This is a genomic window from Saccharopolyspora gregorii (assembly GCF_024734405.1).
GTDB classification, from domain to species: Bacteria; Actinomycetota; Actinomycetes; order Mycobacteriales; family Pseudonocardiaceae; genus Saccharopolyspora_C; species Saccharopolyspora_C gregorii.
Genome location: NZ_CP059556.1, coordinates 4,956,450 through 4,981,039, shown reverse-complemented (window position 1 = coordinate 4,981,039; position 24,590 = coordinate 4,956,450). Strand labels below are relative to the sequence as shown.

The 24,590-nt window shown below is 69.6% G+C and carries 17 protein-coding genes and 1 pseudogene; 14 read left to right on the top strand and 4 right to left on the bottom strand.

Annotated features, from left to right (window positions below; genetic code table 11):
• The first annotated feature begins 517 nt into the window (after positions 1-517).
• The 4 genes from H1226_RS21525 (at position 518) to H1226_RS21510 (ending at position 5,194) form a co-directional block, all read left to right on the top strand.
• Positions 518-1,513: a PQQ-like beta-propeller repeat protein gene (locus H1226_RS21525; RefSeq protein ID WP_258342273.1), complete on the top strand. Its 996-nt coding sequence runs from the start codon at positions 518-520 to the stop codon at positions 1,511-1,513.
• A 1,010-nt stretch (positions 1,514-2,523) separates the two neighbouring features.
• Positions 2,524-3,405 (top strand): response regulator transcription factor, encoded by an 882-nt coding sequence (locus tag H1226_RS21520; protein WP_258342272.1) that lies wholly within the window; start codon positions 2,524-2,526, stop codon positions 3,403-3,405.
• Positions 3,406-3,824: 419 nt separating this feature from the next.
• On the top strand, positions 3,825-4,175 hold the full coding sequence (locus tag H1226_RS21515) for a hypothetical protein (RefSeq protein ID WP_258342271.1): 351 nt from the start codon (positions 3,825-3,827) through the stop codon (positions 4,173-4,175).
• A 335-nt stretch (positions 4,176-4,510) separates the two neighbouring features.
• Positions 4,511-5,194: a helix-turn-helix transcriptional regulator gene (locus H1226_RS21510; protein WP_258342270.1), complete on the top strand. Its 684-nt coding sequence runs from the start codon at positions 4,511-4,513 to the stop codon at positions 5,192-5,194.
• A gap of 198 nt (positions 5,195-5,392) precedes the next feature.
• On the opposite strand, the gene H1226_RS21505 is transcribed toward H1226_RS21510, so the two are convergent.
• Both H1226_RS21505 and H1226_RS28375 read right to left on the bottom strand, forming a co-directional pair.
• Entirely contained in the window at positions 5,393-7,369 is a 1,977-nt protein-coding gene (locus H1226_RS21505) for a LuxR C-terminal-related transcriptional regulator (protein WP_258342269.1), read from the bottom strand.
• A gap of 264 nt (positions 7,370-7,633) precedes the next feature.
• Positions 7,634-7,900: pseudogene (locus H1226_RS28375) on the bottom strand (ATP-binding protein); the annotation flags it as partial.
• Positions 7,901-8,324: 424 nt separating this feature from the next.
• On the opposite strand from H1226_RS28375, the gene H1226_RS21495 reads away from it, so the two are divergent.
• The gene (locus H1226_RS21495; RefSeq protein ID WP_258342267.1) at positions 8,325-9,719 is read left to right on the top strand and encodes a helix-turn-helix transcriptional regulator; all 1,395 of its coding nucleotides are present in this window, start codon (positions 8,325-8,327) and stop codon (positions 9,717-9,719) included.
• 114 nt (positions 9,720-9,833) lie between these two features.
• Here the strand turns inward: H1226_RS21495 and H1226_RS21490 are convergent, their stop codons facing one another.
• Positions 9,834-10,574: a response regulator transcription factor gene (locus H1226_RS21490; protein WP_258342266.1), complete on the bottom strand. Its 741-nt coding sequence runs from the start codon at positions 10,572-10,574 to the stop codon at positions 9,834-9,836.
• A 666-nt stretch (positions 10,575-11,240) separates the two neighbouring features.
• Between H1226_RS21490 and H1226_RS21485 the strand changes: the two genes are divergently transcribed.
• Positions 11,241-12,410 (top strand): hypothetical protein, encoded by a 1,170-nt coding sequence (locus tag H1226_RS21485; protein WP_258342265.1) that lies wholly within the window; start codon positions 11,241-11,243, stop codon positions 12,408-12,410.
• Between the two features lie 22 nt (positions 12,411-12,432).
• Here the strand turns inward: H1226_RS21485 and H1226_RS21480 are convergent, their stop codons facing one another.
• Positions 12,433-12,777: a CAP domain-containing protein gene (locus H1226_RS21480; protein ID WP_258342264.1), complete on the bottom strand. Its 345-nt coding sequence runs from the start codon at positions 12,775-12,777 to the stop codon at positions 12,433-12,435.
• A gap of 317 nt (positions 12,778-13,094) precedes the next feature.
• On the opposite strand from H1226_RS21480, the gene H1226_RS21475 reads away from it, so the two are divergent.
• The 8 genes from H1226_RS21475 (at position 13,095) to eccB (ending at position 24,589) form a co-directional block, all read left to right on the top strand.
• A complete protein-coding gene (locus H1226_RS21475) occupies positions 13,095-13,418 on the top strand; it encodes a WXG100 family type VII secretion target (protein ID WP_258342263.1) in 324 nt (107 codons plus the stop codon).
• Between the two features lie 62 nt (positions 13,419-13,480).
• Positions 13,481-13,780, top strand: a complete 300-nt coding sequence (locus H1226_RS21470) for a WXG100 family type VII secretion target (protein WP_258342261.1) — start codon at positions 13,481-13,483, stop codon at positions 13,778-13,780.
• Between the two features lie 115 nt (positions 13,781-13,895).
• Positions 13,896-14,690 (top strand): hypothetical protein, encoded by a 795-nt coding sequence (locus H1226_RS21465; protein WP_258342259.1) that lies wholly within the window; start codon positions 13,896-13,898, stop codon positions 14,688-14,690.
• 137 nt (positions 14,691-14,827) lie between these two features.
• On the top strand, positions 14,828-16,330 hold the full coding sequence (locus tag H1226_RS21460) for a WXG100 family type VII secretion target (RefSeq protein ID WP_258342258.1): 1,503 nt from the start codon (positions 14,828-14,830) through the stop codon (positions 16,328-16,330).
• A 389-nt stretch (positions 16,331-16,719) separates the two neighbouring features.
• Positions 16,720-17,793: a hypothetical protein gene (locus H1226_RS21455; protein WP_258342257.1), complete on the top strand. Its 1,074-nt coding sequence runs from the start codon at positions 16,720-16,722 to the stop codon at positions 17,791-17,793.
• A gap of 40 nt (positions 17,794-17,833) precedes the next feature.
• Entirely contained in the window at positions 17,834-21,841 is a 4,008-nt protein-coding gene (eccCa, locus tag H1226_RS21450; RefSeq protein ID WP_258342256.1) for a type VII secretion protein EccCa, read from the top strand.
• Positions 21,838-23,235 (top strand): type VII secretion integral membrane protein EccD, encoded by a 1,398-nt coding sequence (gene eccD, locus H1226_RS21445; protein WP_258342255.1) that lies wholly within the window; start codon positions 21,838-21,840, stop codon positions 23,233-23,235. The genes eccCa and eccD overlap by 4 nt, the downstream gene beginning before the upstream one ends.
• Before the next feature lie 4 nt (positions 23,236-23,239).
• Entirely contained in the window at positions 23,240-24,589 is a 1,350-nt protein-coding gene (gene eccB / locus H1226_RS21440) for a type VII secretion protein EccB (protein ID WP_258342254.1), read from the top strand.
• The last annotated feature ends 1 nt before the right edge of the window (position 24,590 follow it).

Here is a 24,590-nt window from a genome sequence, read left to right as displayed (position 1 = left end):
CGGTCCAGTCTAAGACGTCCCGCTGGGGCGTTGCGCACAACCGTCCGCCGACGCCCTTGTCGGGTGGGCCCGAGGGCGTCGCCGGGCGCGCGAACGCCCCTCGGAGGGCGCCGAGAGCGCCCACGGCACCGACGATGCTCATCCACGATCTCCAAGCCGGAGGCGGAAGGATTGCGGGGGCAGGTCGGACGGGGCCCGGAAGAATATCTACTATGCTGCATAGTAGATGGTTCTCGTAGGAAGAGGGGATATGTGGCCTCTCGGCCCGTTCCGGGCAGGCAAGCGGAATTCGAGCGGACCGCGCCCCACCCGCAGCGCCGCAACCGGCGTTCTGCTCCTCGCGCTCACGGCGGGCTGCGGGACCCCGCCGGCCCAGGCACCTCCGCTGGCGGGCCCAGAGGCGCATCCTCTGCTGGACGAGCCGCCGAGCCCGGTGCCACCAGGGCCGTTGGACGGTCCGCCCGCGCAGCCGTTGTGGACGGCCCCGTTCTCGAGTTCGCCGTACTCGGCCGGTGACATGTTCATCGGTCTGGTGAACCCGACTCCGTCCGAACCGGACCTGACCGTCGCGGGGGTGGATGGCAACGGGACGACCCGATGGAAAGTGCGGACCAACCCCGCCTGCGCCGGGTTCGGGGTCACTCGCAGCGGCGACCGCTCGCTCGCCGTCGTACTGTTCAGCGACGCGGACGCCAGCGGAGGAAAGCTCGCAACCAGGACCACGGCGAGCGCTTTCGACGTGCACACCGGCCGGCGGGCGTGGGGTCCGGTCGAGGTATCCGGATCCCTCCGCGGGCCGGGGCTGACCTTCGGTGAGTCTCGAGGTGAGCGGATGGTGCTGTCTTCGCAGGACGGCCGGGTCGTCGCCCGGGAAGGCCGCGACGTGGTGCCGCACTACGAACACGACGGGACCGTGCTGATCGAAAGGCGCGGGGTGCTCGAAGCCGTGGACAGCGGTGACCGAAAACCGTTGTGGAACGCCCGAGACCTCGCGGCACCGGCATCCGTGGTGTCGAAGGCCGGTGATCGGCGTGTCGCACCTGCGTTCTCATCCGCGACGGGGGCCTCGGATGCGGACGTCGTAGCGCTCGACTGGAGCAGTGGTGATAGCCGGATGCTGGGGAGTTCGCTCCATGATCTGCGGACCGGACGACAAGTGGCTGATCTCGGTGACCGACGCGAAGTCACCACCCACGTCGACGAGGCGGAAGGCGTGATCGTCGCCGAGAGTCCGGGCGAGAACGGCCGCATCACCGCCATTGACCGGCGAACCGGTGCACAGCTGTGGCAGCAGCCCGCGCACCAGTCCGGATTGAGCCTGGCGAACACTTCCCGCGGCATCGGGTACGGCACCGACGACCTCGGCACCGTCCACATCGATCTCCGCACCGGCCGAGTTGTGGCCCGTGGCGACTGGACCGTGCCGGAAGCCGTGAACTCGACGGGGCAGATGCTCGTCGAGAGCGCCGCAGCAGAAGAGGCGGGCAGCCCCTACGTCGCCTTCCGAGCTTAGGGCCCGAGGGGGGCGAATCGTGCTGCTGGCGTCGGCCGGTGATAGGTCGGCGCCGTGCTTCCGCAGCAGCTCTCCATGGTTCCTGGTCCGATTCCGAGACGTGCGTGCCCGGACTCGGGTAAGACCGCGCAGCGGGCCGAATGTGCGCTAGGTGCGAGTTTTCAGGAGTTCGGTGTCGGCCCTCGCCCCGGCTCCCGCCCCGGCCCCACCGCCTCACGAGATGTCCGTCCGGCAGCAGGGCATGGCTGGAATTGTCGATCAGCGTCGTCACCCGCGCGCCGTCGACCGGTGGGCCTCTTTCGGCATTTTCGGTGACTTCGGCTGTCTGTCCTTTGTGGTCGTGAAGTGCTGCTGGGGTGCTGGCGGGAGGATCCGTTCATCGGTTTGCGCGGGCGGGGTTCCGTCGTCACGACCTGAACGTGTTGTCGCGGGTGTGGTTCTGGCGCTGCTGCCGAGTCCTCGCTCCCTTTCGGGACAGGCCGCGAAACGGATCCTGCTGGCGTCCGTAGATCCTGGGTCGATGAGGCCGCCCAAGCGGGCGGGCGGCGTAGGCGGCCGGTGGGAATCCGGCCGCAACGGCATGTTCGGTCGCCGAGTGGATGGCCCACAACCCTGATCAGCCGGGGTACTTCCACGGACCACCGCTGGCCGTGGCGTCCATCACGTCACATCCGGTGTTGAGTGTGCCGTTGCGGCATGGGTTCTTCTTTCAGCAGGCCGATCCGATCAAGAGGGGGACAGCTCCCCTTCGGGGCACCGCCAGTCGTCTTGTCGGCTCGTCCCGGACTGATTCGACATCGTCGGCCGAGGAGGAATCAGGATGCGGATGACCGCGTCAGCCCGTTGTCGTCGTCGCAGCGACGGCACCGGAGACGTTGAGCAGCAGGAACCGGCCGGAGGAAGCCGGCTCGCCGGGCCCGGATCGCGTGGGCCCCGGAGGCGTGCGGGCGCACGGAGCGGGGAAGTGGCGCGGGGCTGTTCCGGACTCGATGCCGCGGTGGTCGCGGTGGATGCGGAGTGATCACGTGCGAACGATTCGAATCGCCGACGTACGACAGGTAGCGCTGGGGCGAATGCCTCTCCAGTCGGACTCGGCCGCTGGGAGACCTGCCGCGGGGTTCGCCGACTCGCCGCGGCAGACCTCCGAGCGGACGACGCAGGCGGATCCGGCGGGAGGCACCCGCCCTTCCGCGGCGCAACACCGGATCCTGGTCATCGCGAGCGACTCCGCTGCGGCCCACGTGATCACCAGTTCGCTCCAGCAGGCGGGTTTCCTCCCGGTCGTCGTCATGGACGATGCCACGGGGTTGGAACTCGCCAGGCAGCTGATGCCGGACCTGGTCGTGCTCGACCTGGTGCTCCGGGGAGACGACGGCATCGGATTCTGCCGGGAACTGCGCGTCCGCAGCCAGGTGCCCGTGATCATGTTGACCTCGTGGGAACAGGAGGACGATCGGTTTCGCAGGTTCGACGCCGGTGTGGACGATTACCTGACCAAACCGTTCAGTCCGCGCGAACTGGTGTTGCGCGTCCGGGCGGTGCTCCGGCGTACGACCGTTCCGCAGCCTTCCGCCGCGCTGAGCGCCGGTGATCTTGTGGTGCATCCGTCGGCGCGGACGGTCACCAAGGGCGGGCGGTTGTTGAGCCTGCGGAACAAGGAGTTCGAGCTGCTGCTGTTCCTGCTGGCCAATCCCGGACGAGTCGTCCGGCGGGAGGAGTTGATGCGGGAGGTCTGGGCGCAGGACTTCGGTGACCCGTCCACCGTGACCGTCCACGTGCGGAGGCTGCGGGAGAAAATCGAGGATGAACCGTCGCGGCCCGAGCTCCTGATCACCGTGTGGGGTGTCGGGTACCGGTTCGACCCTCCTGCGGCGACTGGTGGGATGCGGTGAATCCGTTGCCGTGGTCCTGGCCGTTCGAGGAGAGCGCACCTCGGTGATCACGTGCTGTTCCGGGCGGGTCCGAGCCCGGTAGGCGGGCGAACGTGCCGGACGCTCGCGGACACCGCAAGAGTCCGGATCTTCGACGGGGACGGCTGCTGCCGCAACCCTGCAGGCGGCATCGTGGAAACGGTCCGCGCATCTTGCGACTGTTCTCGCGCAGTGTTTCCCGGCGTGCGAGTACGCCGAAACCGGAAACACTGATTTAAGATCGATGAAATGGCTTCTGCCGTCGCCGTCGTGATATTGGAATGCGCGATCGGGCAAGGTTCTTTCTCGTATGTGATCGGTTCGAAGTGCTGGCGCTCCGATTGTCGTTCCATCTGATTTACTTCGTGTGGGCAAGGGAAATCAGCAGAAAGGAAAATCCGATGAAGCAGGTCGCACGGCGCCGGATGGGGCGTGGAATGGCGCTGACGGCAGCAGTGGGTGCCGCGTTCGCCATGGCGACGGCGGGGACCGCGCAGGCCGCCACTCCGGGCGTCTTGACGTTGTGCTCGAAGGGTTCCTACGGTTCCTACGCGGTGTTCCCGGATCGCGGTGGCATGGCCACTGTCGTCGTCCCCAGTGGTAAGTGCACGGATGTCGAGTTCGGCGGCAACAAGCCGGAGCGAGTTGATATCCGCCAGAGCGGCGGCGCCGTGATCGGCTCCACCATCTACGACGGTCGCGCGGGCTTGAACATCGCCACGGTCGACGGGCCGAGCTTCTACCCGTTCTGATCCCACGCCGGTCCATGGCCGGAATGTGCCGTTGCCGTGAACCATGCGGCAACGGCACAGCCATGCCGGCGATGATTCCTCGGTCCCGGCGCGTCGGCGGGCGAGGATTCGCACGCTCTCGTCGACCGGTTCGAGCAGGTGCGCAGGTGCTCGGGCGCGGGAGCCGGTTTAAAGTGGGGGGAATCCCCGTTCACCGGAATGAATCCGGGATGGTCGGCGTCGACTGCCCACACTTGTGGTGGTCGCGCGTTGCCGCTGATTTCCCTCAAGAGGTGTGATTCGGAGGGGCTGCGCAACCGAACTGTTCGCATCGCGTGTTCGGAGGATGATCGCGGATGACTTCCCAGTCCGAATCAACAGAACCGTCGTCGGCTCTGCACGACGAGCAAGCGCCCGTGAAGCGCGTGCGGGTAGCGGCATGGGCGGCCGATCCCCTCACGCTGAACGGTTTGACCCAGGCGTTGATGGGACGCCTGGACGTGTTCGTCGCCGCGGGCGAGCTACCCGCGGACGTGGATGTCCTGGTGGTCGCGGCCGACCGGGTCACCTCGGAAGTCATGGTCAGCATGCGCCGGGCAGCCGCCCAGTGCTCGGCACCGATGGTGCTGGTGACCAACGAGCTCGACCGAACCCGGCTGCTGGGCGCGGTCGAGTGCCGCGTGGTCGCGGTGCTGCACCGCAGCGCGGCCACCGAGGAGCGGCTGATCAGCACGATCGACGTCGTGGCCGGAGGTGGCGGCCTGCTGCCGCCGAACCTGCTCGGTGATCTGCTGCGCCAGGTGCAGAATCTGCAAGAAGAGGTGCTGACCCCGCGTGGCCTGAACACTTCCGGCCTGACCAGCCGAGAGGTCGACGTGATCCGGTTGCTGGCCGAAGGGTGCGACACCGAGGAGATCGCGACTCGGATGTGCTACTCGGAACGCACCGTGAAGAACGTCATCTACGCCATGACGAGCCGCTTCAACCTGCGCAATCGTCCGCAGCTGGTCGCATACGCGATGCGAACCGGAATCATCTAGCAGCACACGAGGTGCGGATGGGCATGCGGTGGAGCCGGATCCCCTCGCGGCACTCCGAATCCGGTGCCGCGCGGGGATGGGCCGATCGCCACCGCCAGCCACGGCCGGCGACGTGAACCGCTCGGTGATCTCGTCGGGGCCGTGGCCGGTTTCGGCCATCCGCGCGAACGAAATCCGCGCCGCCGCCGCGCCGGGTCGTCAAGCGGACACGGACGTGCCGCCGCGCAACGTCGCGGTCGCCAGTTCGGCGCGCGACTGGTAACCGGCACGTTGGAAGAAGCGGGTCAGCCGTCCCTCCACGCTCTTCGCACTGGTTCCGAGGACGACGGCGACCTGCTGGTTGCTCAGCCCGTCCGTGATGAGGGTCGCGAGCAACCGCTCGTTCTCGGCGAGGGTCGCACTCCGGCCGGAGACCGCGATGGTGCGCGCGCGCATCAGCAGACGCAGCCGCGCTCGCGGAATCAGGGCGTCGAGCTCGCCGAACGTCCGGTAAGCCTCCCGCAGGAGGTTCGGGTCCCCGAGCCCGCTCTCGCCCACGACCAGAGCAATGCGGGCCAGCTCGACCGGTCGGCCGCCGGCACGGGAGAGTCCGATCACCTCGCTCGCGGCAGCCGGGTCGCGCTCGACGATCACTCGCGCGAGGAGGTGGTTGCGTCGCGCGGCGGTCGTTCCCGCGCGCTCGGCGATCCGCTCGATTCGCGCCGCGCATTCCCGCCCTGCCATCGGGTTCCCGTGCCGCGACTCCCATGCGGCCAGCCGCAACCACAGTTCGTCGGTGCCGATGACGAGCCCGTCGGCGGCGGCGCGAGCGAGCCCCTGCTCGATGATCGTTCGCGAGCGGTCGTGGGCGCCGAGCGTGTGCGCCAGGTCCGCGGCGGGCACCGCCAGCAGGTGCGGCAGCAGCAGGTGCTGCGAGCGGGCTTCGTCGAGCACGGCACGCGCCCTGTTCAGCAGGCCCCGGGCGGTCAGGATCGTCGCCATCTCGCGGTACATCGGTGTCCGCCCTGGAGCCTGGCCGTGGATCGTCGCCGCAGCGATCGTGGACCGCGCGATGTCGAGGGCCTCATCCCACCCCTCGTGCGCCCCGGCCCCACCGCGTTGCACCCCGCCGCGCAAGTGGAGCGCGTCTGCCAGCAACCGCGATACCTGACCAGCGACACCGCTCGCGTCGACCTCGGCCTGGTGCTGGCGGGACGGCAGCCCCAGCAACGACGCGGTCACCTGAGCGATGGCCCGGCCGCACGCGGCCGTGGCAGGGCCGGCTGACTGCCACCGCCCGGGTTCGGCGTTGAGCTGCTCGTGCGCTTCTCGCCATCGGTTGAGCAGGCCGAGCGCGACGGCTCGGGTCACGGTCCGGGCCGCTTCACCACCGGGAAGCGATCGCCAGCCGTCCAGGACGAACTCGTCCAACGCGGTCGCGTCGCCGTGGGAGGCCAAACCGGCCACGTAGCTGAGGTGCAGCTGCTGCGCGGAATCGGCCGAGAGCGCGTCCGGCAGCGTGCGCAGAGCGAGGTCGGCCGCCTCTGCGGCCGACCTGAACCGCTGCTGCACCGCGCACGACACGGCCTGCCGGTGCAGCGCCGCGGCCCGGCGGGTGGGATCGGTGATCAGCTTGGTCGCCGCCAGCAGCGATCGAGCCTCCCGGTCGTCGTTCGCGCCCGAGGCGCTGTGCGCCAGCAACTGCGCCGCGGCGCGTTCCGGGTCCACCAGCCTGCCCGCGTCCACCAGCCGCTCGGGCAGGTAATCAGGATCCGCGCAGGACGCGCCGTCGTTCCAGATGGCGTTCACGGCGAGCAGCGCTGCCCTGCGCCGTTCGAAGGGGCCCAGGCAGGAAGCGAGCACGGTGGCGAGCATCGGCACGCGGAAGCGCCAGGAATTCGGACGCGGGCCGGGCAGCAGCACGTCCCTTTCGGCCAGCGCCCGCAGGGTTTCGACGACCTCGTCCTCGCCGCGGCCGACTAAGCCGGCGATCAACGACAGGGCGGCTTCGCCCAGCGGGTGCAGTACCGCCAGCGACTTGAGAACGGACCAGGCCGGTGATTCCGGCTCGCACAGGTCCGCGAAGAGGGGATGGGTGCTAGGCAGGCGAGGAGACCGGTTCCCGACCAGATGCGCCCGGTGGTCGACCACCCGCACGCCGTCGGACGCCAGGTAACCCTCGACCGCGGCGTGCACGACGGAGGGGAGCCCGCGGCAGGAGTTCCGGATCGCGGCGGCGACGCCGGGTGCGGGTACGGCGTTGAGGAGGCCCGAGAGGAGCTGTTCCACCTCGGATTCGCCCAGCGGGCGGAGCCGTTCCTCGTGAACCAGCCCGCTTTCTCGCAGCGGATCGAGGCTCGCCCGGTCGTGGGCGCCGGTGCGTGCGGCGCAGACCACGGTGATCCGGGTGCCCGCCAGCGCCCGGAGGAAGGAGATCACGGAGTCGACGGGTTCCGCGTTGATCCGGTGCGCGTCGTCCAGGAAGACCACGAGCCGGTCGCGCCGTCCGGCCAAGGCGGTCAGCAGCCGCCGGAACGCGGCCGAGCCGTTGTCGCCGCGCGAGGGTGGCGCACCGAGTTCGTCGGCGATGCGGGCGGCGAGGTGCGCAGTGTCGTTCTCCCTGCGCGGCATCGGAACGGTCACCGCGGACGCGCGCTCGTCGGTGAGCCGTTGACGTGCTCGTGCGAGGACCGTGCTGCGGCCGATCCCTGCGGGGCCGGTGAGCACGACGAGCGGGACGTCCGGGCGGTGCAGGCAGATGTCGACGACTCGGTCGACGACCTCGCCGTGGACGGCTGAACGGGCACCCGTCGAGGGTTCTCGGGCAGTGATGCCCCGCAGAGGGGGGTGCGGGGCGGCCGCGTCAGGAAGTGTCGAGTTCTCCAGGCCGGCCGACCGGTGTGTGGGGTGAGTGATGAGCACAACCCCAGTATTGCCAGCGGTTCCGAGACCGGCTGCATTCGTGCGATGACAAGAGTCTTAAACACTTCTTGCTCGAATATTGGCTGAATGAAAATTGTTACACCGTTCTGAAATGTGTCATTCGTGCTTCTTGGATTCCTGCTGTTCAGGTGAGACCGGCGATAGCGTGCGCTCCGTTGGCAAATGCGCCGAAAGCGGCGCGACGACGTGGTGCAGGAGGACGGCGGTCATGGCGCGGGAACGGGTGTCGATCACGGGGCGGGACGAGGCGCTGGCGGAACTGCGGGCCGCGCTGCGGTCCGGTGCGGAACGCGGTCGGTTGATCGTCGTCCGCGGAGAGCAGGGCATCGGCAGGACCCGGCTGTTGGAGGCCGCTGCCCGGCGCTGGCTGTCCCGAGGTGTGCGGGTGACCCAGGTGCGTGCGGGTCGTGAGCGCTACGGGATCGACGCGGTGGTCGAAGCGCTCCGTGCGGACTTCGACCGGTCCGGGGGGCCCGAGCTGATCGACTGCATCAGTGCGTTGACCCGCCTGCACGAGCACGAGCCGGAAGAGCCGGGAGCGCGGTTCGTCACCGCCGTCGCCGAGTTGAACCGGGTGTTCGGCCGTATCGGGAGTACCGGGCCGAGGGCGGTGCTCGTCGACGACGTCCTGGAGATCACGGATCCCGTTCCCCTGCTGCTCGCCGCCCGCCGTCCGGGCAATCTGGTCGTCGCTTCCCTGCGCACCGGTGCCGAGTCCTCCGCTGGCGCTCGTGAACTGCTGGAGCTGGCCGACAAAGTGCTGGACCTGGAACCGTTGCGGAACGAGGACGTCGCGACGATCGCGGGCGGTGATCTGGACGAGAGCGTCCACGAGGCGCTGCGCGCCGCACTGGGGCCGTTCTACGGCAATCCGGGCGCCGTGCTGGCGACCGTGCGGGATCTGCGGGAGCACAGTCGGATCACCGACCACCGCTTGACCGTTCCGGAGGCGGACATCGCGCTTCCTGCAGACCACGCCCTGGTGCTGCGCGCCCGTCGGCTCGGCCCGCTCGCGCCGCGACTGCTCATCGCGGCGGCCGCGTTCGGAGCGCTCGACCTCGACGATCTGCCGCTGGTGGCCGACGTCCTGCGCGAAGACGTGGCCGGTTGCGAACGGGCGGTGGACCGGCTGGTCGAGAAGGGACTGCTGGTGGGGGACGAAGAAGGCCGGTTGCGCTGCGCCTGTCCGGCGCTGGCGGCGGCCGTCGCGCGCCAGGAGCGCGACGTGGTGCGGCGCCTGGCAGCACCGGAGGTGGTGGGCGCGCGGGTGGCCGCGCAGCCGCTGTCGTCGGTGGGCTCCGCCGGCTCGCTGCGATCCGCCGCGCGGGCGCAGTCCTGGTCCGCCGCGGACTCTCGGCTCGTCGGCCTGGTCGGTTCGGGGCTCACCAACCGGCAGATCGGATCGAAGCTGGGGCTGCGGGAGAAGACCGTGGAGAGCCAGTTGACCAGGCTGTTCGCCAAGACGGGCTGCCGGTCCCGCGTGGAGCTGGTGTCGGTGGCGAACGCGCCGCGGCCCGGATCCGGCGGTGTCACCGGCAGCCGGAGTTCCGCGTCCGCCTGGGCGACCCGGCGATCCGGCGCGGGCAAGGCCCTCGGCGGCTAGGAACTCCCCGCACCGGACGTTCGTGAGGTCGCGGAACGTTCGAGCACTTCGTGCCGCGCACCGGTCAGCGGCGACGCCGCCGAGGTCCCGCCGGCCGGGCTCGCCCGAGCCTCCTCAGCCGAGCTCGTCCGGGGCGCGGGGCGGGTCGAACCGGTAGCCCACGCCCCACACGGTCACCAGGATCTCCGGACGTGACGGGTCGAGCTCGACCTTCTCCCGCAACCGTCGTACATGGACGGTCACGGTCGACGCGTCGCCGGAGTCGCGACGCCACACCTCGCGCATCAGCTCATCGCGCCGGAACGCCCGGCCGGGGTTGTCCATGAAGAACACCAGCAGTGCGAACTCCCGGTTGGTCAACGCCAGCCGCCGTCGAGCCTTGTTGACGACTCGCGCGGATCGATCCACCACGAGGTCTCCTGCGCGCCGGACGTCGCGGAACGGCCTGGTCCGCGTCCTGTGGAGCACCGACTGGACTCGCATCACCAGCTCTCGCTGGTCGAACGGTTTGGTGAGGTAGTCGTCCGCGCCTGCCTCCAGCCCGCGCAGCCGATCCTCATCGGCGTCCAACGAGGTCAGCATGATCACCGGTACTCGGCTCCTGGTGCGCAGCTTCGCGCAGAACCGGATGCCGTCCAGGCCGGGCGACGTCACGTCCAGCACGATGAACTCGGGGCTCAGCTCGTGTGCCAGCTCCAGACCGAGCAGGCCGTCGGACGCGACGACCGCGGTGTAGCCGGCCCGGTGCAGGTGCTCGGCGATCAGCTGGGATATCGCGGGATCGTCCTCCAGAACCAGGATTCGTGGTCCGGGTGCGCGTGCGGGGTCGTGCCGGGCGCGATTCAGCGGGGTCATCTCATGAACCTGCTTCTTGATTTCGAGCTCATTTCTTCCACTTCGGGTCGAGCGACCGGGCGAGGGCGTCGCCGTTCCGCGCGGTGTCGAGCCTGGGGCCGGGGGCGGTTCGGATGTTCGCCGCCGAGCGGGGGATGACAATTCGGCCAGGTGCGGTGACGTCCGCGCGAAACGCCGGTCGGCCTGCGAGTGGTGTGTCCTGGCCATTATTCGCCACATTCCCTCGGTGGCCGGCCATGGCCGGATAAGGTCACGCGACGCCTGTGGCGGTAGCGGATTTGTACGTCGTTCGCGGTGTCGGCCGGGCGGCCAGGTGGCCGTTTCCACGCGGTTCGCCCGACGCCGCGGGGTGATCGCCGAGCGAAGCAATGCGCACACGTTCGTGCTGCGCAGAGCGGGTTTTGATGCCCTGCGCGTCTCGTGTCCGGCTGGTCGTCCGGAGCTAGGGCGTGATTCGTGCGCCTGTTCGCCGATTGGTGGATCGGTGAACTATCCCGGTTCGATGGTGCCTCTCCGGGCAATTCTGATTCCTGGACGCGCTATCCCGTCATGTCCGGCGCCAGATCGGTGGCGAGTGCGGGTACTTTGATCGGAGTGAGTTCGCTCGGGACGTGATCCCGGCTCGCGCGGACGGTCCGGTGTGGCGGACGATCGAAAGAAGTGAGAATGGCGAACAGTTTCCTGCCGTATTCCGACCACTTCGTCGACAACAATGATTGGAAGGTCCCTGCGCTCGGGAAGGAGTACGGCCCGGGCGAGGACGTTCCCGCGCCGGTGAAAGCTCGCCGCGGCGGCCCCGAAGCGAACTCGGACAAAGCCTTCCTCAACTGCGTTTTCAGCGAACGAGCGCACTTCCGCGACCTCTCGACCGCGCCCTGCTTCCGGTGTGCTGACCCGGGCCAGGCGCAGTCACGACGGCGCTGCGCGAAGTCTCGCCCGGGTGCTGCCCCGGTTGTCCAGGATGTTGATGATGCCTTGGTCCGCCTCGGACGAATGCCCGGGCCGCCTCGTGGGATCGCTCCGGGCGAACGCCGGGGCCGGCGCACGAGCGGCTTCGGCGCGGAACCGCGACCGGACACGGTGAGGGCGAGTTCGATGCCCCCTTGTGCGATCACCGATGAAGTGGCGCGGTCCGTCCCCGTCGGCGGTGGTTCGGCCGCGCGACGTGCCGACGCGCTGCTGGCGATCATGTCGGAGCAGGCGGCGGCGGTGGCGATGGTGCGGGCGAAGTGGATCGAGTCGGTCCGCGCGGTACCACCGGAGCCTGGGAACGAGGAGCCGAACGGGTTGGGCGTGGCGCCACTGGCCGACGCGCGGCGCGATCGGTGGTTCAGGGCCGAAGGCGTTCGCGAGATGTGGTTTTCGCGCTACGTCGGCTCGGTGGGGTGGTGGGTCGACACCGCGCAGCTCGCGTTGGAATCCGCCGCCGGTGAACCGGATGCCGAGCTGTGGAGGGTGGCCGCCACCAGTCCGTACCGGACGTGGCACGGGAGCATCGCCCCGGCGCGGCTGGTCCAGCAGGCCCGGATCCGGTGCTGGGGTGAGAACTGGATCAACGACTCGCTGCCTCGGCTGCTGGGCCGAGATGATCTGGAACGGTTGCTCGCGCTGACCGGCGATGCGAACTCCGCCCGCCCCGTGCGGCTCGCCCATCGATCCGTGCTGGACGCCCGGAACGCCGGTGACCTCGCCCTGGAGCAAGAGGAATCGGGTTCAGGTGCGCTGCGCGACGTGAACCGGAACTGGAACCTCTACGGCCGGCGGCACCACCTCGTGTGCGAGTACGCGCACGCGATCGCCGATCACCTGCGAAAGCGGGCCGCGGTGCAACGGTGAGCGGACTCGCGCTCGGCGCGGCTCAGTAGCCGAAGTTCTGCGTCCACCAGGGAATTCCGCGGCCGATGTGCAGTCCGACGCCGATCGCCCGGAATTCGCCGTTGAGGATGTTCTCCCGGTGCGGGATGCTCTGCATCCAGGCGCGCACCACGCTGGCCGGGGTTTCCTGGCCGACGGCGATGTTCTCCCCGGCGGGGTCCTCGAAACCCTCGGTCAGCATCCGCTCGAACGGCGACGGACCGCGAAACCCTTGGTGTGCGAAGAAATCCCGCTGCGCCATGTCGGCGCTGTGCCATCGCGCCGAGCGGCGCAGCCGCTCGTCGCCCACCAGCCGGTTCAGTCCTCGCTTGGTGCGCTCGGCGTTCACCAGCGACACGACCTTGTCCTCGGTTCGGGCTCGCACCGCGTCCCGGCCAGCTCCGAGCGCCATACGTCGTCATCCCTCCTCGGTCCGCGGGTTCCGAACTCGACGTCCGCCATCGGTATCTCTTATATCGCGAAGTCCGCCGCCGAATGCGGTGCGAGGAGGGATGTGCCCGAGTAGGCAACGTTGCCCGCGTTCGGGTAGGGGTTGCGCACGTCGGCTCCCAGATTCGAATTCGACGACGAGTATTGCGGGTGCCCGCGCACGCGCGCCGGTTCTCCGGTGCGGTACGCGGCGAGCACAGCGAGAGGAGCTTTCGAATGGCACAGCAGGTGCAGACCGCGACTCCGGGCATGCAGTCCGCGGGTCAGAAGTTCAGCGACACCGCCAGCGATTTCACCAGGGACATGCAGTCCGTCAACACCATGATGGCGACCCTGCAGACGAGTTGGCACGGCGACGCCTCCAGGAACTTCAACCAGGCGATGGACAACTGGGAGAAGTCGTTCAGCATCGTGATCAACAAGCTGATCGGCATGATGGAGGTCATGGGTATCAACTCCAAGGACTACGTGGCGGCAGAGGACGACGCGACCAGCCAGGCCGGTTCCTTCAGCTCCGCGCTCCCGTTGCCGGGAGTCTGAGCGAGCCCGTCGGTTTCCCCATTTATCGAGTCCGCTCGCTTGCGGATTGATGAGGAGTGCAGATGTCTGATTATCGTTTCAACTTCAGTGTCGCGGACGCGACTCTCTACGACATGGACGCGGTCAACAACAAGGTTCGATCGGCGCTGGCCGAAATGGAGCGGGCCGTCGAGTCCAGCCTTTCGGAATGGACCGGTGATGCGCAGAACGCCTACTGGGAGGCCAAGGCGGCTTGGAACCAGCAGGCCAATCTGATGCCGCAGTACCTGCAGGCGGGGCGTCAGACCCTGCTCAACATCTCTGACAACTACGGCACGACCGAGCAGCGCGCTCGGCAGATCTGGGACCAGACCCGGGGTTGAGCGATTCCGCGATCGCGATGCGGCTCGGCCGTCGGGGAGGTGACCCCGGCTTTCCTGACGGCCACCGCCGTGGCCATCGAGGCCACACCCGGAGAACGAGCTTGGAGAGGTTGTCATGAGCGATAAGCAAGGGATCGACTACTGGCGGGACAGCGACGCGTGGAAGGACACCGACTACGCCGACTGGAACAAGATCGACGCATTCGTCGAAGAGGGGTACATGACCGAGGATGAGCGAGATCTCATCCAGGCACGTGGCAGCGCCGCCGCGCTCGGGCAGATCAGCAGTCCGGGGGAGACCGACGACAGCTGGGAGAAGTACCTCGACCTGAAGGAGGAGTACAAGGACGACCCGCGGTTCGGTGAGAACGGCAATGCCGAGGACCTCCCCAAACCGGATGGGGAAGGGGAAGGTCCGAACGAGGACACCGACTACGTCGACCAGCTCGATTGGGGGCTGGGTGACGACGAGACGCCGCCGGGGGTGGAAGACCCGCCGAAGGTCCCGAAGTACGACAACGAGGGCAAGGAAGGCGACGAGGTCGTCGTGAGCACCGAGGCGCTCAAGACCTTCGCGCAGAACATGTTGAAGCTGAAAGCCATGATCACCCCGGCGAAGGACTACGTCAGCGACGTGGAAATCCTGCCGGGAGCTTTCGCCAACGCGTACCGGCTTCGCGACCGGGTCATGGGATCCTCCGGGGAGAACGGTTCCGCAGGGCTCAAGACCGCCATCTACGACTTCCTGCACAACACGGAAAGGGGATTCGACTTCTTAGAGGAAGACCTAGCGCGGGTGTTGAAGGAATACGCCGAAGCCGAAGACCTGAACAAGGTGGCCGGCAGCGATTTCGACGCCATCATGGCGAAGGCGTACTCCTACATCGGTGAAACGGAGTCCGGCAAGTAGCGCGAGTCGGGCACGCCGTAGTGGTGTGAGGTGCGAGAGGGAGCGGTCCGCGTACCCCCTTGGGGGCGGCCAATTCGAGATCTTCCCGAACCGGGTGATCTCATGTCATCAGCGGTTCAGAGGCGGTAGGAGCAGGCGTGGGTTCGCACCAGAAAAAGTACGACGACAACAGCAGCAACACCACTACGGATGATGACGACAAGCATTCCGTATTCGCCGATTCCGCCGGTACCGCTGAAGGGGACGACAACTTCAACGAGTGGGACTGGAAGCGGATCAAGGCCGCGTTGACCGGTGGCGCCGCCGTGATCGGGGGCCAGGACGACCGGCTGCGAGGACTGGTCGACCCGGTGACCTTGCAGCAGGCCGCCAACAACTTCGACTTCGCCCGGCAGACCATGGAGTCCGTCGCCACGAACCTCCGCGATCAGGCCCGTGCCACGGCGGGTCCGGACGGCATCTGGAAAGGGCCTGCCGCGCAAGCCTTCCTGGCGAAGATGGAGACGTTCGCCAACAACATCGACGCGCACGCCAGGCTGCTCAGCGACGGTGCGTTGGAGAGCGAGGCAGGTGGGTCGATCTCCGACACGCTGCGGATGAACGGCAACTACCTCGCTTGGGGCGGGCAGACCGTCGACTACTACGACCGCTACTACGCCGATCTGGCGTTGCAGCGCGGTGTCGCCCCGAAAATGGAAGACAACAAGGTCATGGTGAGCAAGGACGAGGAAGTCGTCAAAGCCATGACCGAGTCCATGCGCCAGGTCATCGTGCAGGTCTCGTCCAACTACGAATGGCGCAAGGACGACGTCGTCACCCCGGACCCGGTCAAGGGCGAGGGACCGGCTTCCCCGCCGCCGGATCCGCCGCCGGTCGATCCGCCGCCCGAGCCGCCGCCGGTCGAGCCCCCGCCCGAGCCGCCCCCGAACGAGCCCCCGCCGGACCCGCCGCCGGTCGAGCCGCCCCCGAACGAGCCCCCGCCGGTCGAGCCGCCTCCGGAACCGCCACCGGTGGGCGGTCCCGAAGGCACGCCCCCGCCGGTGGGTGATCCGCCGCCGGTGGGCGGTCCCGGAGGTACACCGCCGCCGGTGGGCGGCCCTGGAGGCACACCGCCGCCCGGGGGCGGTCCCGAGCAGCCACCCGTGAAGAGCGCGATTCCGCCGCCGCCGGTGGGCACACCGCCTCCAGTGGGGACTCCGCAGGGAGGAAACCCGCCCGCGGGAAATCCGCCGGTCGGCAACCCGCCAGTCGGAAACCCGCCGCCGGTGCGGATTCCGCCGGTCGGCAACCCGCCAGTCGGAAACCCGCCGCCGGTGCGGATTCCGCCGGTCGGAAACCCTCCGGTCGGCAACCTTCCGGGCGGTCGCTCCCCCAACGAACCTCGCCCCGGCCCGGGAATACTGGGGGCGGTCCCGGCGCGATTCCGCCGCCTGCCGGCGACACGCCTTCGGTGGGAGGTCCGCCTTCGGTCGGCGGCACGCCCCCGGTCGGCAGTCCACCTGAGGTCGGCGGCCCGCCCCCGGTCGGCGATGGGCCTCCAATGGGTCAACCGCCTGGGACTCCGCCGTCCGAGAGCTGGTCGCCCGGTGAGGGCCAGCAGCAGACGCCTGGGCAGGACCAGCGCGGTGGGATGCCGATGATGCCGCCGATGATGCCGCCGGGCGCCGGTGGCGGTGGTGGAAACGGTGGTGGTGAGCGTTCGGATGCTTCCGGTCTGCTCGATGCCGGGAGTGAGCCGTGGGCGGGCTCGGGTCCGCCCGTGGGCGATCCGGAGGCTCCGTTCGGCGCACCGCCGGTCGAGGCACCGCCGGTCGGCGACCAACCCGGAAGTGTCCCGTCGGAGAGCTGGTCGCCCGGTGAGGGCCAGCAGCAGACGCCTGGGCAGGACCAGCGCGGTGGGATGCCGATGATGCCGCCGATGATGCCGCCGGGCGCCGGTGGCGGTGGTGGAAACGGTGGTGGTGAGCGTTCGGATGCTTCCGGTCTGCTCGATGCCGGGAGTGAGCCGTGGGCGGGCTCGGGTCCGCCCGTGGGCGATCCGGAGGCTCCGTTCGGCGCTTCGCCGGTCGAGGCACCCTCGGTCGGGGAGGCTTCGCCGGTCGACGTGCCGGATGCGGGCGAGCAGCAGTCGCCCGGGGAACCGGTGCGCGGTGGAATGCCGATGATGCCGCCGATGATGCCGCCGGGCGCCAGTGGCGGTGGCGGCAACGAGCGTTCCGAGGCTTCCGGGTTGCTCGATGCCGGGAGCGAGCCGTGGGAGAGCGCGGGTTCGGTCGCCGGTGATCCGGAAGTCCCGGTCGCCGCGATCCAGGACGGCCCCGGTCTGGAAGCTCCGCACACCGAGGTGCCATCCGAGCCGCGGGAGCGGACCGCCGCGCCCGCTCCGGTGGGCGAATCCGGTCAGGTCGCAGGTGGTATGCCGGTGGTTCCCCTCGTGGTGCCACCGCTCGGCGGTCCCGGCCCGAACCGGGACCGCGAGCGACCCGTGGACTCGTCCGGAGCAGGCGGGTGGCCGCCGAGCGATCACGCACCCGCGGACGAGGTCGGCGGCCCCGCCCCGGCCGACACCACTGCTCAGGAGGTCGAACCCGTCTTCGCCGAGGGCGACCGGCCGGATCTGCCGGAGGACCACGTCCCGGTCGTGCGCCACGAGGACGTGGACAAGGACACCGGAGCGTGGGACAGCACTGGCGGCCTGCCCTGGCTGGTTCCGTTCCCGGTGGCCGGAGGTGCCGATCGGGAGCGCGAGCAGTCCACTTCGGACTACTCGATGCGGGACACCGCCCCGTGGGAGGCCGAATCCTCGGACGGTTCGGGCTACGCGGCCTGGCGGCGCGCGAGCCTGGGTGGTGGCGAGCGGGTCGCGGTGGAGGAGCAGCAGCCCCCGCGCTGCGGCGGACCGGACTTCACCCCGGAGGAGTTGGCGGCGATGAGGGAGCAGGAGCGGGCCGAAGCCGAGCGGCGGGCCGAAGCCGAGGCCAAAGCCGAAGCGGAAGCGCAGGACGAGGAGGAGAAGGAGCGCTCCAGCTCAGACCTCCTCGTGAGGGATAACTCTGCCTGGGGCGGAGGTTCCGCCAAACCGCCGCCCGGCGCGCTGGGATGAGGTCGATTTCCGCATCGGTCGACACGAACGAGGCACAACCATGAGCACCATCACGGTGAAGCGGCCACCGCGCGCCACGGGGCCGGACATGCCCGAGGGCACGGTCGAGCTGCAGGAACCTCCCGTCATGGAGGAACCGGCCGCGATGGACTTCCGATCGGTGGCCATGATCGTGCCGATGGGCATCGGCTCGATGGCGATGATCATGATGGTCTCGTCGCGGAGCAGCTCGCCCATGATGTACATCATGGGCGGCGGCATGGCGCTGGCGATGCTGGTCATGGTGCTGACCCAGCTCGGCCGCAACGGGGCCGAACGCAAGCGCAAGATGGCTTCCGAACGCCGTGACTTCCTGCGCTACATCGCGCAGTTGCGGGAGAAGGCCCGGGAGTCCGCGGATCAGCAGCGGCAGGCCGTGGTGTGGAACAACCCGGCGCCGTCCTGGTTGTGGTCGATCGCCGCGGGACCCCGGTTGTGGGAGCGGCGGGCGAACCAGGACGACTTCGGCCGGGCCCGGATCGGACTGGGCACCCAGGCCGCGGCGGTGGAGTACACGGCACCGTCGACCAAGCCGATCGAGGACCTGGAACCGCTGGCGGCGGTCTCGCTGCGGCGGTTCCAGGAGGCCTACGCCACGGTGTCGGGGATTCCGATGTCGGTGGGGCTGCGCAGCTTCACCAGCGTGGAGTTCGCCGGTGCGCAGGAAAGCGCGGTCGGTTTGGTGCGGTCCCTGCTGGGTCAGCTGGTCACCTTCCACTCGCCCGACGAGTTGCGGGTGGCGGTGCTGACCGGCGAGACGTGCCAGCCCGAGTGGGACTGGGTCAAGTGGCTGCCGCACAACGCCCACCCCACCGCGCACGACGCGGCGGGCCCGCTGCGCCTGTTCGCCTGCGACCACGACGAGTTGATGGACGTGCTCGGCGCGGACATCACCGATCGGCCCGACCACGATCCGGGCAGCCGCCCGGGCGTGGTCGAGCCGCTCGTGGTGGTGGTCGCGCACCTGACCGAGATCCCCGAGTCCTCGCGGCTGCTCGACACCGGGCTGCGCAACGTCGTGCTGCTGGACCTGTCCGGGCGGATGCCCGGCGGGGCCAAGGTCCTCCGGTTGACGGTGGAGGACGACGAGGTGAGCTTCCCCGTGGGGGACTCCACCGGCACCGCCCGGCGCGACCAGCTGAGCCTGGTCCAGGCCGAGGCGCTGGCCCGCTCGATGGCGCCCAAGCGCACCAGCGGTTCGGTCGACGTGGTCGACCAGCCGTTGGAGAGCGACTTCGAGCTGACCACGCTGCTCGGCATCCGCGATCCGCGCACGTTCGACGTGCCGGCGCAGTGGCGGCCCCGCGCCGCGCAGCGCTCGCGGTTGCAGGTGCCGATCGGCGTCACCACCGAGGGCGAGGTCGTCGAGCTGGACCTGAAGGAACCCGCCCAGGGCGGGATGGGCCCGCACGGCATGCTGATCGGCGCCACCGGCTCCGGCAAGAGCGAGCTGCTGCGCACCTTGGTGGCCGGGCTCGCGGCGACGCACTCGTCGGAGATCCTCAACCTGGTGCTGGTCGACTTCAAGGGCGGCGCGACGTTCCTGGGCATGGACGAGCTGCCGCACACCTCGGCGGTGATCACCAACCTCGCCGACGAACTGCCGCTGGTCGACCGGATGCAGGACGCGCTCAACGGCGAGCTGGTGCGGCGCCAGGAGTTGTTGCGCGCCAGCGGGCATTCGTCGTCGTTCGAGTACGAGAAGGCCAGGGCCGGGGGCGCGCAACTGGTGCCGTTCCCGGACCTGCTGCTGGTGGTCGACGAGTTCAGCGAGCTGCTGGCCAGCAAGGCCGAGTTCATGGACCTGTTCGTGTCCATCGGGCGGCTCGGCCGCAGCCTCGGGGTGCACCTGCTGCTGGCTTCGCAACGGCTGGACGAGGGCCGCATCCACCGCGTGGAGGGCCACCTGTCCTACCGGATCGCGCTGCGCACGTTCTCCTCGATGGAGTCGCGGGCCGTGATCGGTCAGGCCAAGGCCTACGAGCTGCCGTCCGACCCGGGCAACGGCTACCTGAAGATCGACACCACCACGCTGGTGCGGTTCAAGGGCGCCTACGTCTCCGGGCCCTGCCCGGAGCGCGACGGCGCGGCTCCGGCCACGTCGGAAGAGCGGGCGTTCTCCGAGGTCGTCCCCTTCCGCACGCAGCCCTACCCGAGCCTGCACCAGATCCGGCAGCGGGAGGAGCAGGACGCCTCGGAACCGGAGCCTAACCAGGAAGAGGAGCCCGGCGAGGACACCCCGTCGCTGATCGAGGTCCTCATCGGACGGTTGAAGGGATCCGGGCCGCCCGCCCGCCAGATCTGGCTGCCGCCGCTGTCGGCCGCGCCGAGCCTGGACGGCTTGCTGCCCAGCGTGGTGCCGGACCCGATCCGCGGCATGACCGTCGAGCCCACCGGTGGCCGTACCCCGCTGCGGGTTCCGGTGGCCGTCGTGGACCGGCCCTACGAGCAGTCGCGGGACCTTATGACCGCGGACCTGTCCGGTTCGGAGGGCCACGTCGGCATCGCCGGTGCACCGCAGAGCGGCAAGTCCACGTTGCTGCGGACCCTGGTGCTGGGGCTCGCGCTGCACAACACCCCGCGGGACGTCCAGTTCTACTGCATGGACTTCGGCGGTGGAGGCATCATGTCGCTCTCCGGGTTGCCGCACGTGGGTTCGGTGGCGACCCGGATGGAACGGGACCGGGTGGTGCGCACCATCGCCGAGCTGACCCAGCTGCTGGAGCGCCGGGAGTCCCTGTTCGCCGAGCACGGGTTCGAGTCGATCTCGGCGTACCTGCGGGCTCGGTCGCGCGGGGAGATCGACGATCCGCACGGGCACGTGTTCCTCGTGGTGGACGGCTGGTTCACGGTCAAGCAGGACTTCCAGGAGCTGGAGTCGAAGATCGGCGAGCTGGCGTCGCGCGGATTGTCGTTCGGCATCCACCTGGTGCTGGCCGCTACCAGGTGGTCGGAGATCCGCACCTGGCTCCGGGACCTGCTCGGCACCAAGCTCGAACTGCGCCTCGGCGACTCGATGGAATCGGAGTTCGGTTCGCGCAAGGCCGCGACCGTGCCGAACCAGGCCGGTCGTGGGATCACCTCGGACGGCTACCACTTCCTCACCGCGCTGCCCCGGTTGGACGGGCGCTCCGATGTGGACGACCTCTCCGAAGCGACCAAGACGGTCACCGAGGAGATCCGGGCGTTCTGGCCGGGAGATCCCGCCCCGCCGGTCCGGATGCTGCCGACCAAGCTGCCCGCGCGGCAGCTGCCGGCCCCGGAACGGGAGTTCCGGATGTGCATCGGCCACGACGAGCAGCGGTTGCAGCCGGTGTGGCACGACTTCCACGCGCAGCCGCACCTGATGGTCTTCGGCGACGGCGCGACCGGCAAGACCAACCTGCTGCGCCTGGCGCTGCGCTCGATCCAGCGGCGCTACGGTCCCGACGAAGCCAAGATCGTTCTCGGCGACGCGCGACGCGACCTCGACCAGGAGGTCCCCGCCGAGTACAACGTCGGTTTCGGCATCAACTCCGAAGCGCTGCACGGGCTCGCCGAGCAGATCGCCGCCTCGATGGTGAAGCGGGTGCCGGGCCCGGAGATCTCGTCGGAGCGCATGCGCAAGCGGGACTGGTGGGAGGGCCCGGAGCTGTTCCTGGTCGTCGACGACTACGAACTGCTCACCCGTGGCGGGATGGGGTCGGCGCTGGACCCGTTGCTGTCGATGATCCCGCAAGGTGTCCACATCGGACTCCACCTGGTGGTCGCCAGGAGCACTTCCGGTGCCATGCGGGCGATGATGGACCCGGTGCTGCGACGGCTCTGGGAACTCGGCACCCCCTCGCTGCTGCTCTCCTACCCCAAAGAAGAGGGCACCTTCATCGGGGAGGCGAAGCCGCGCAAGCTGCCGCCCGGCCGCGCCCAGCTGGTCACCCGGCGCGGCATCCAACTCATCCAGACCGGTTTGGTCGAAGACGAATTCGCCGCGGCCCAGCCGACGAGCACGATCAGGAAGGAGAACCGATGACCAGCGCCAGGGCCGCGGAGCTGTGCAGGGTCACGGTGTTCGGCCCGGACGGAAAGGCCGATTTGGCGGTGCCGGTGTCGACCTCGGTGGCCGACCTGCTGCCGGTGCTGCTCAGCCACACCCGGCGGCAGCCCGCGGAGGACGAGCCGGGCTCCTGGGTGCTGCAGCGGCTCGGCGAGTCGCCGCTGGACCCGGACGGCACCCCGGAGACGCTGGATTGGCTGGAAGGCGAGCGGCTGCACCTGCGCCCGGCCGCCGACCCGCTTCCGCAGCTGGACTTCGACGATCTCGCCGACGGGATCGCCACCAGCGTCGAGAAGCATCCGGACCGCTGGCAGCCGGAGTACGGGCCGCGCTTGTTCCAGGCGCTCTCGGGAGCGGTCGTGGGGGTGCTCGCGCTGATCCTGCTCGGCGCAGGGCCTACCGGGCTGCACGCCGGCTTCGCCGCCGGACTGGCCGTGCTCTTCACCTGCGGTGCGGTGCCGCTGGCCAAGAACGCCAAGGACGTCGCGCTGGTCCGGCTCACCGGTCTCGCCGGGTGCGGTTACGCCGGGATCGCCGGGTTGATCGCCGCCGACGGCGTCCCCGGCGGCATGGTGCCGACGCCGCCGGGCCTCCTCGTGGGCACCGGGTGCGCGGCGCTCGCGGCGGTCCTCCTGCTGGTGCTGCACCGCTTCGCCGATCGGTCCATCCCGGTCGGTCCGTTCCTGACCGCCCTGCTGCTGGCCGCGGTGGTCCACGGCGGGGTGTGGCTGGGCGTCGGCTTCGGCCTGAGCCCGGGGCAGACGGCCGGTGTGCTCGCCGGAATCGTGTTCGGAGTCGTGGTGTTCGCCCCCAAGGTGACCGTTCGCGCGGCGTTCCTGCGCGGACCGCAGCTGCCGCGCAACGCCACGGACCTCCAGCAGGACATCGACCCGGCCGAGGCCGAGGAGGTCACCTCCCGCACCGGCAACGCCGACCGGTACCTCAGCGCCGCGCTGGTCTGCGCCGCCGCCGTCCTCGTCGCCGCGTTTCCGCTGATCATGGCTGAGTCCGGGTGGGCGCCCTGGGCGCTGGTGAGCGTGCTCGCGTGCTCGGTGCTGCTGCGTTCGCGCGCGCTGTTCAGCGCCTGGCAGCGAGTGTCGCTGGTGGTGGCCGGGACCAGCGGGCTGGCCCTGGTGGTGCTGAACTTCGCGAGGGAGTTCACCCCTGGCTGGCGCGCGGTCCTCGTGATCGGCGTGCTCCTGGTGCTGTTGGCGCTGGTGCTGGGAGCGCTGCGCCCGCTGCACCGCCGGATGCTGCCGATCTGGGGACATCTGGCGAACATCTTCGACACCTGCACGGCCATCGCGGTGCTCCCGCTGCTGTTCCAGCTGCTGGAGCTCTACGCGTGGGCGCGCGGATTGGCCGGGTGAGCAGGTGCAGACCCAACGGGACCACGTCCACGCCTACCAGTTCCTGATGGGCAGGATGAGTTCGGCTCTGGTGCTCGCCGACCCGGCCAGCGCGGAGGTTCCTGCCAAACGGGCCAAGACCGGGCTGATCGTCGGTGTGGTGCTCGCGTTGCTGATCGCGGTCGGGTTCGGCGTCTACGGTCTCTTCGTCCCTGGCGGCAGCAAGAAGTGGCAGGCCCAGGGCGCGATCGTGGTGGAGAAGGAGACCGGGGCCAGGTTCGTCAATGCGGGCGGGGTGCTGCACCCGACGCTGAACTACGCCTCGGCGAAGTTGTTGCAGGGTGCGGGATCCGAGGTGCAGACGATCTCGCAGGCCTCCCTCGCGGGCGCCCCGCGCGGCGGCCCCATCGGCATCCCGGACGCGCCGCAGACGCTCCCCCCGGCCGAGGACCTGGCCGGTTCGCACTGGCTGGTCTGCCTGCCGGGGGCGAGCACCGGAGCCGCCCCCGGGCAGTTCAACCTCGACTTCGATCCGACGTCCACCGCCCGGCAGCTGCCCGCCGACCAGTACCTGCCGGTGCGTTCGGTCGACGGCACCGACTACCTGCTGTGGCAGGGCCGCAAGCACCGGCTCGCCGATCCGTCGGTCCAGATCGCGCTGGGCATGGCCAATGCGCGTCCGTCCACGGCTCCGCCGTGGTGGCTCGACGCGGTGCCGGACGGGCCGGTGCTGGAGCCGGCCCGGATCGACGGCGCCGGGTCCGCCGGGTCGCCCGTCGGCGGCATCCCGCGCCAGGTGGGGCAGCTGTTCGAACAGCATGCCGCCAACGGCGGGGTCCAGCGGTTCGTGCTCCGCGCGGACGGACTGGCACCGCTGAGCATGACCGAGTTCGCGCTGCTGGCCGCCCAGCCCGGAAACCCGGCGCCGGAGCGGATCGGCGCCGCCGCGGTGGCCGGGACGCCCCGCTCGGCGGACCGGTCGCTGTTCGACCGGATCCCCGACCTCAGCGGCGCGGGCTGGCAGGCCGGAGCGGACGGGCTCTGCCTGCGCCAAAGTCCGGCCGGAACTCAGATCCGCAGCCAGGTGGTGCTCGCCGCGCCCCGCCAGGCCGCCGCGCCCGGCGGCGCGGTCAACGTGCGGCCGGGAACCGGCTTGGTGGTCGGTGCGCTGCCGATTCCCCCCGGGCAGCGGGTGCCGGATCGGTACCTGATCACCGACCAGGGCACCAAGCACTTGGTGCCGGACGACGAATCGATGCAGGCCCTCGGTTTCGGCAGCGCGCCGGTGCGCCCGATCGCGAACGAACTGCTCGCCGCCCTCCCGACCGGACCGGTGCTCAGCCGGGCCGCGATGGGCGTGAGCGAGAAGGGATGAA

Excerpts from the sequence above, each read along its gene's own strand:
- eccCa (WP_258342256.1), top strand. The coding sequence starts at position 17,834 with ATGAGCACCATCACGGTGAAGCGGCCACCGCGCGCCACGGGGCCGGAC.
- H1226_RS21520 (WP_258342272.1), top strand. The coding sequence starts at position 2,524 with ATGCGGAGTGATCACGTGCGAACGATTCGAATCGCCGACGTACGACAG.
- H1226_RS21485 (WP_258342265.1), top strand. The coding sequence starts at position 11,241 with ATGGCGAACAGTTTCCTGCCGTATTCCGACCACTTCGTCGACAACAAT.
- eccD (WP_258342255.1), top strand. The coding sequence starts at position 21,838 with ATGACCAGCGCCAGGGCCGCGGAGCTGTGCAGGGTCACGGTGTTCGGC.
- H1226_RS21465 (WP_258342259.1), top strand. The coding sequence starts at position 13,896 with ATGAGCGATAAGCAAGGGATCGACTACTGGCGGGACAGCGACGCGTGG.
- H1226_RS21525 (WP_258342273.1), top strand. The coding sequence starts at position 518 with ATGTTCATCGGTCTGGTGAACCCGACTCCGTCCGAACCGGACCTGACC.
- H1226_RS21475 (WP_258342263.1), top strand. The coding sequence starts at position 13,095 with ATGGCACAGCAGGTGCAGACCGCGACTCCGGGCATGCAGTCCGCGGGT.
- H1226_RS21495 (WP_258342267.1), top strand. The coding sequence starts at position 8,325 with ATGGCGCGGGAACGGGTGTCGATCACGGGGCGGGACGAGGCGCTGGCG.
- H1226_RS21515 (WP_258342271.1), top strand. The coding sequence starts at position 3,825 with ATGAAGCAGGTCGCACGGCGCCGGATGGGGCGTGGAATGGCGCTGACG.
- H1226_RS21490 (WP_258342266.1), bottom strand. The coding sequence starts at position 10,574 with ATGACCCCGCTGAATCGCGCCCGGCACGACCCCGCACGCGCACCCGGA.
- H1226_RS21510 (WP_258342270.1), top strand. The coding sequence starts at position 4,511 with ATGACTTCCCAGTCCGAATCAACAGAACCGTCGTCGGCTCTGCACGAC.
- H1226_RS21470 (WP_258342261.1), top strand. The coding sequence starts at position 13,481 with ATGTCTGATTATCGTTTCAACTTCAGTGTCGCGGACGCGACTCTCTAC.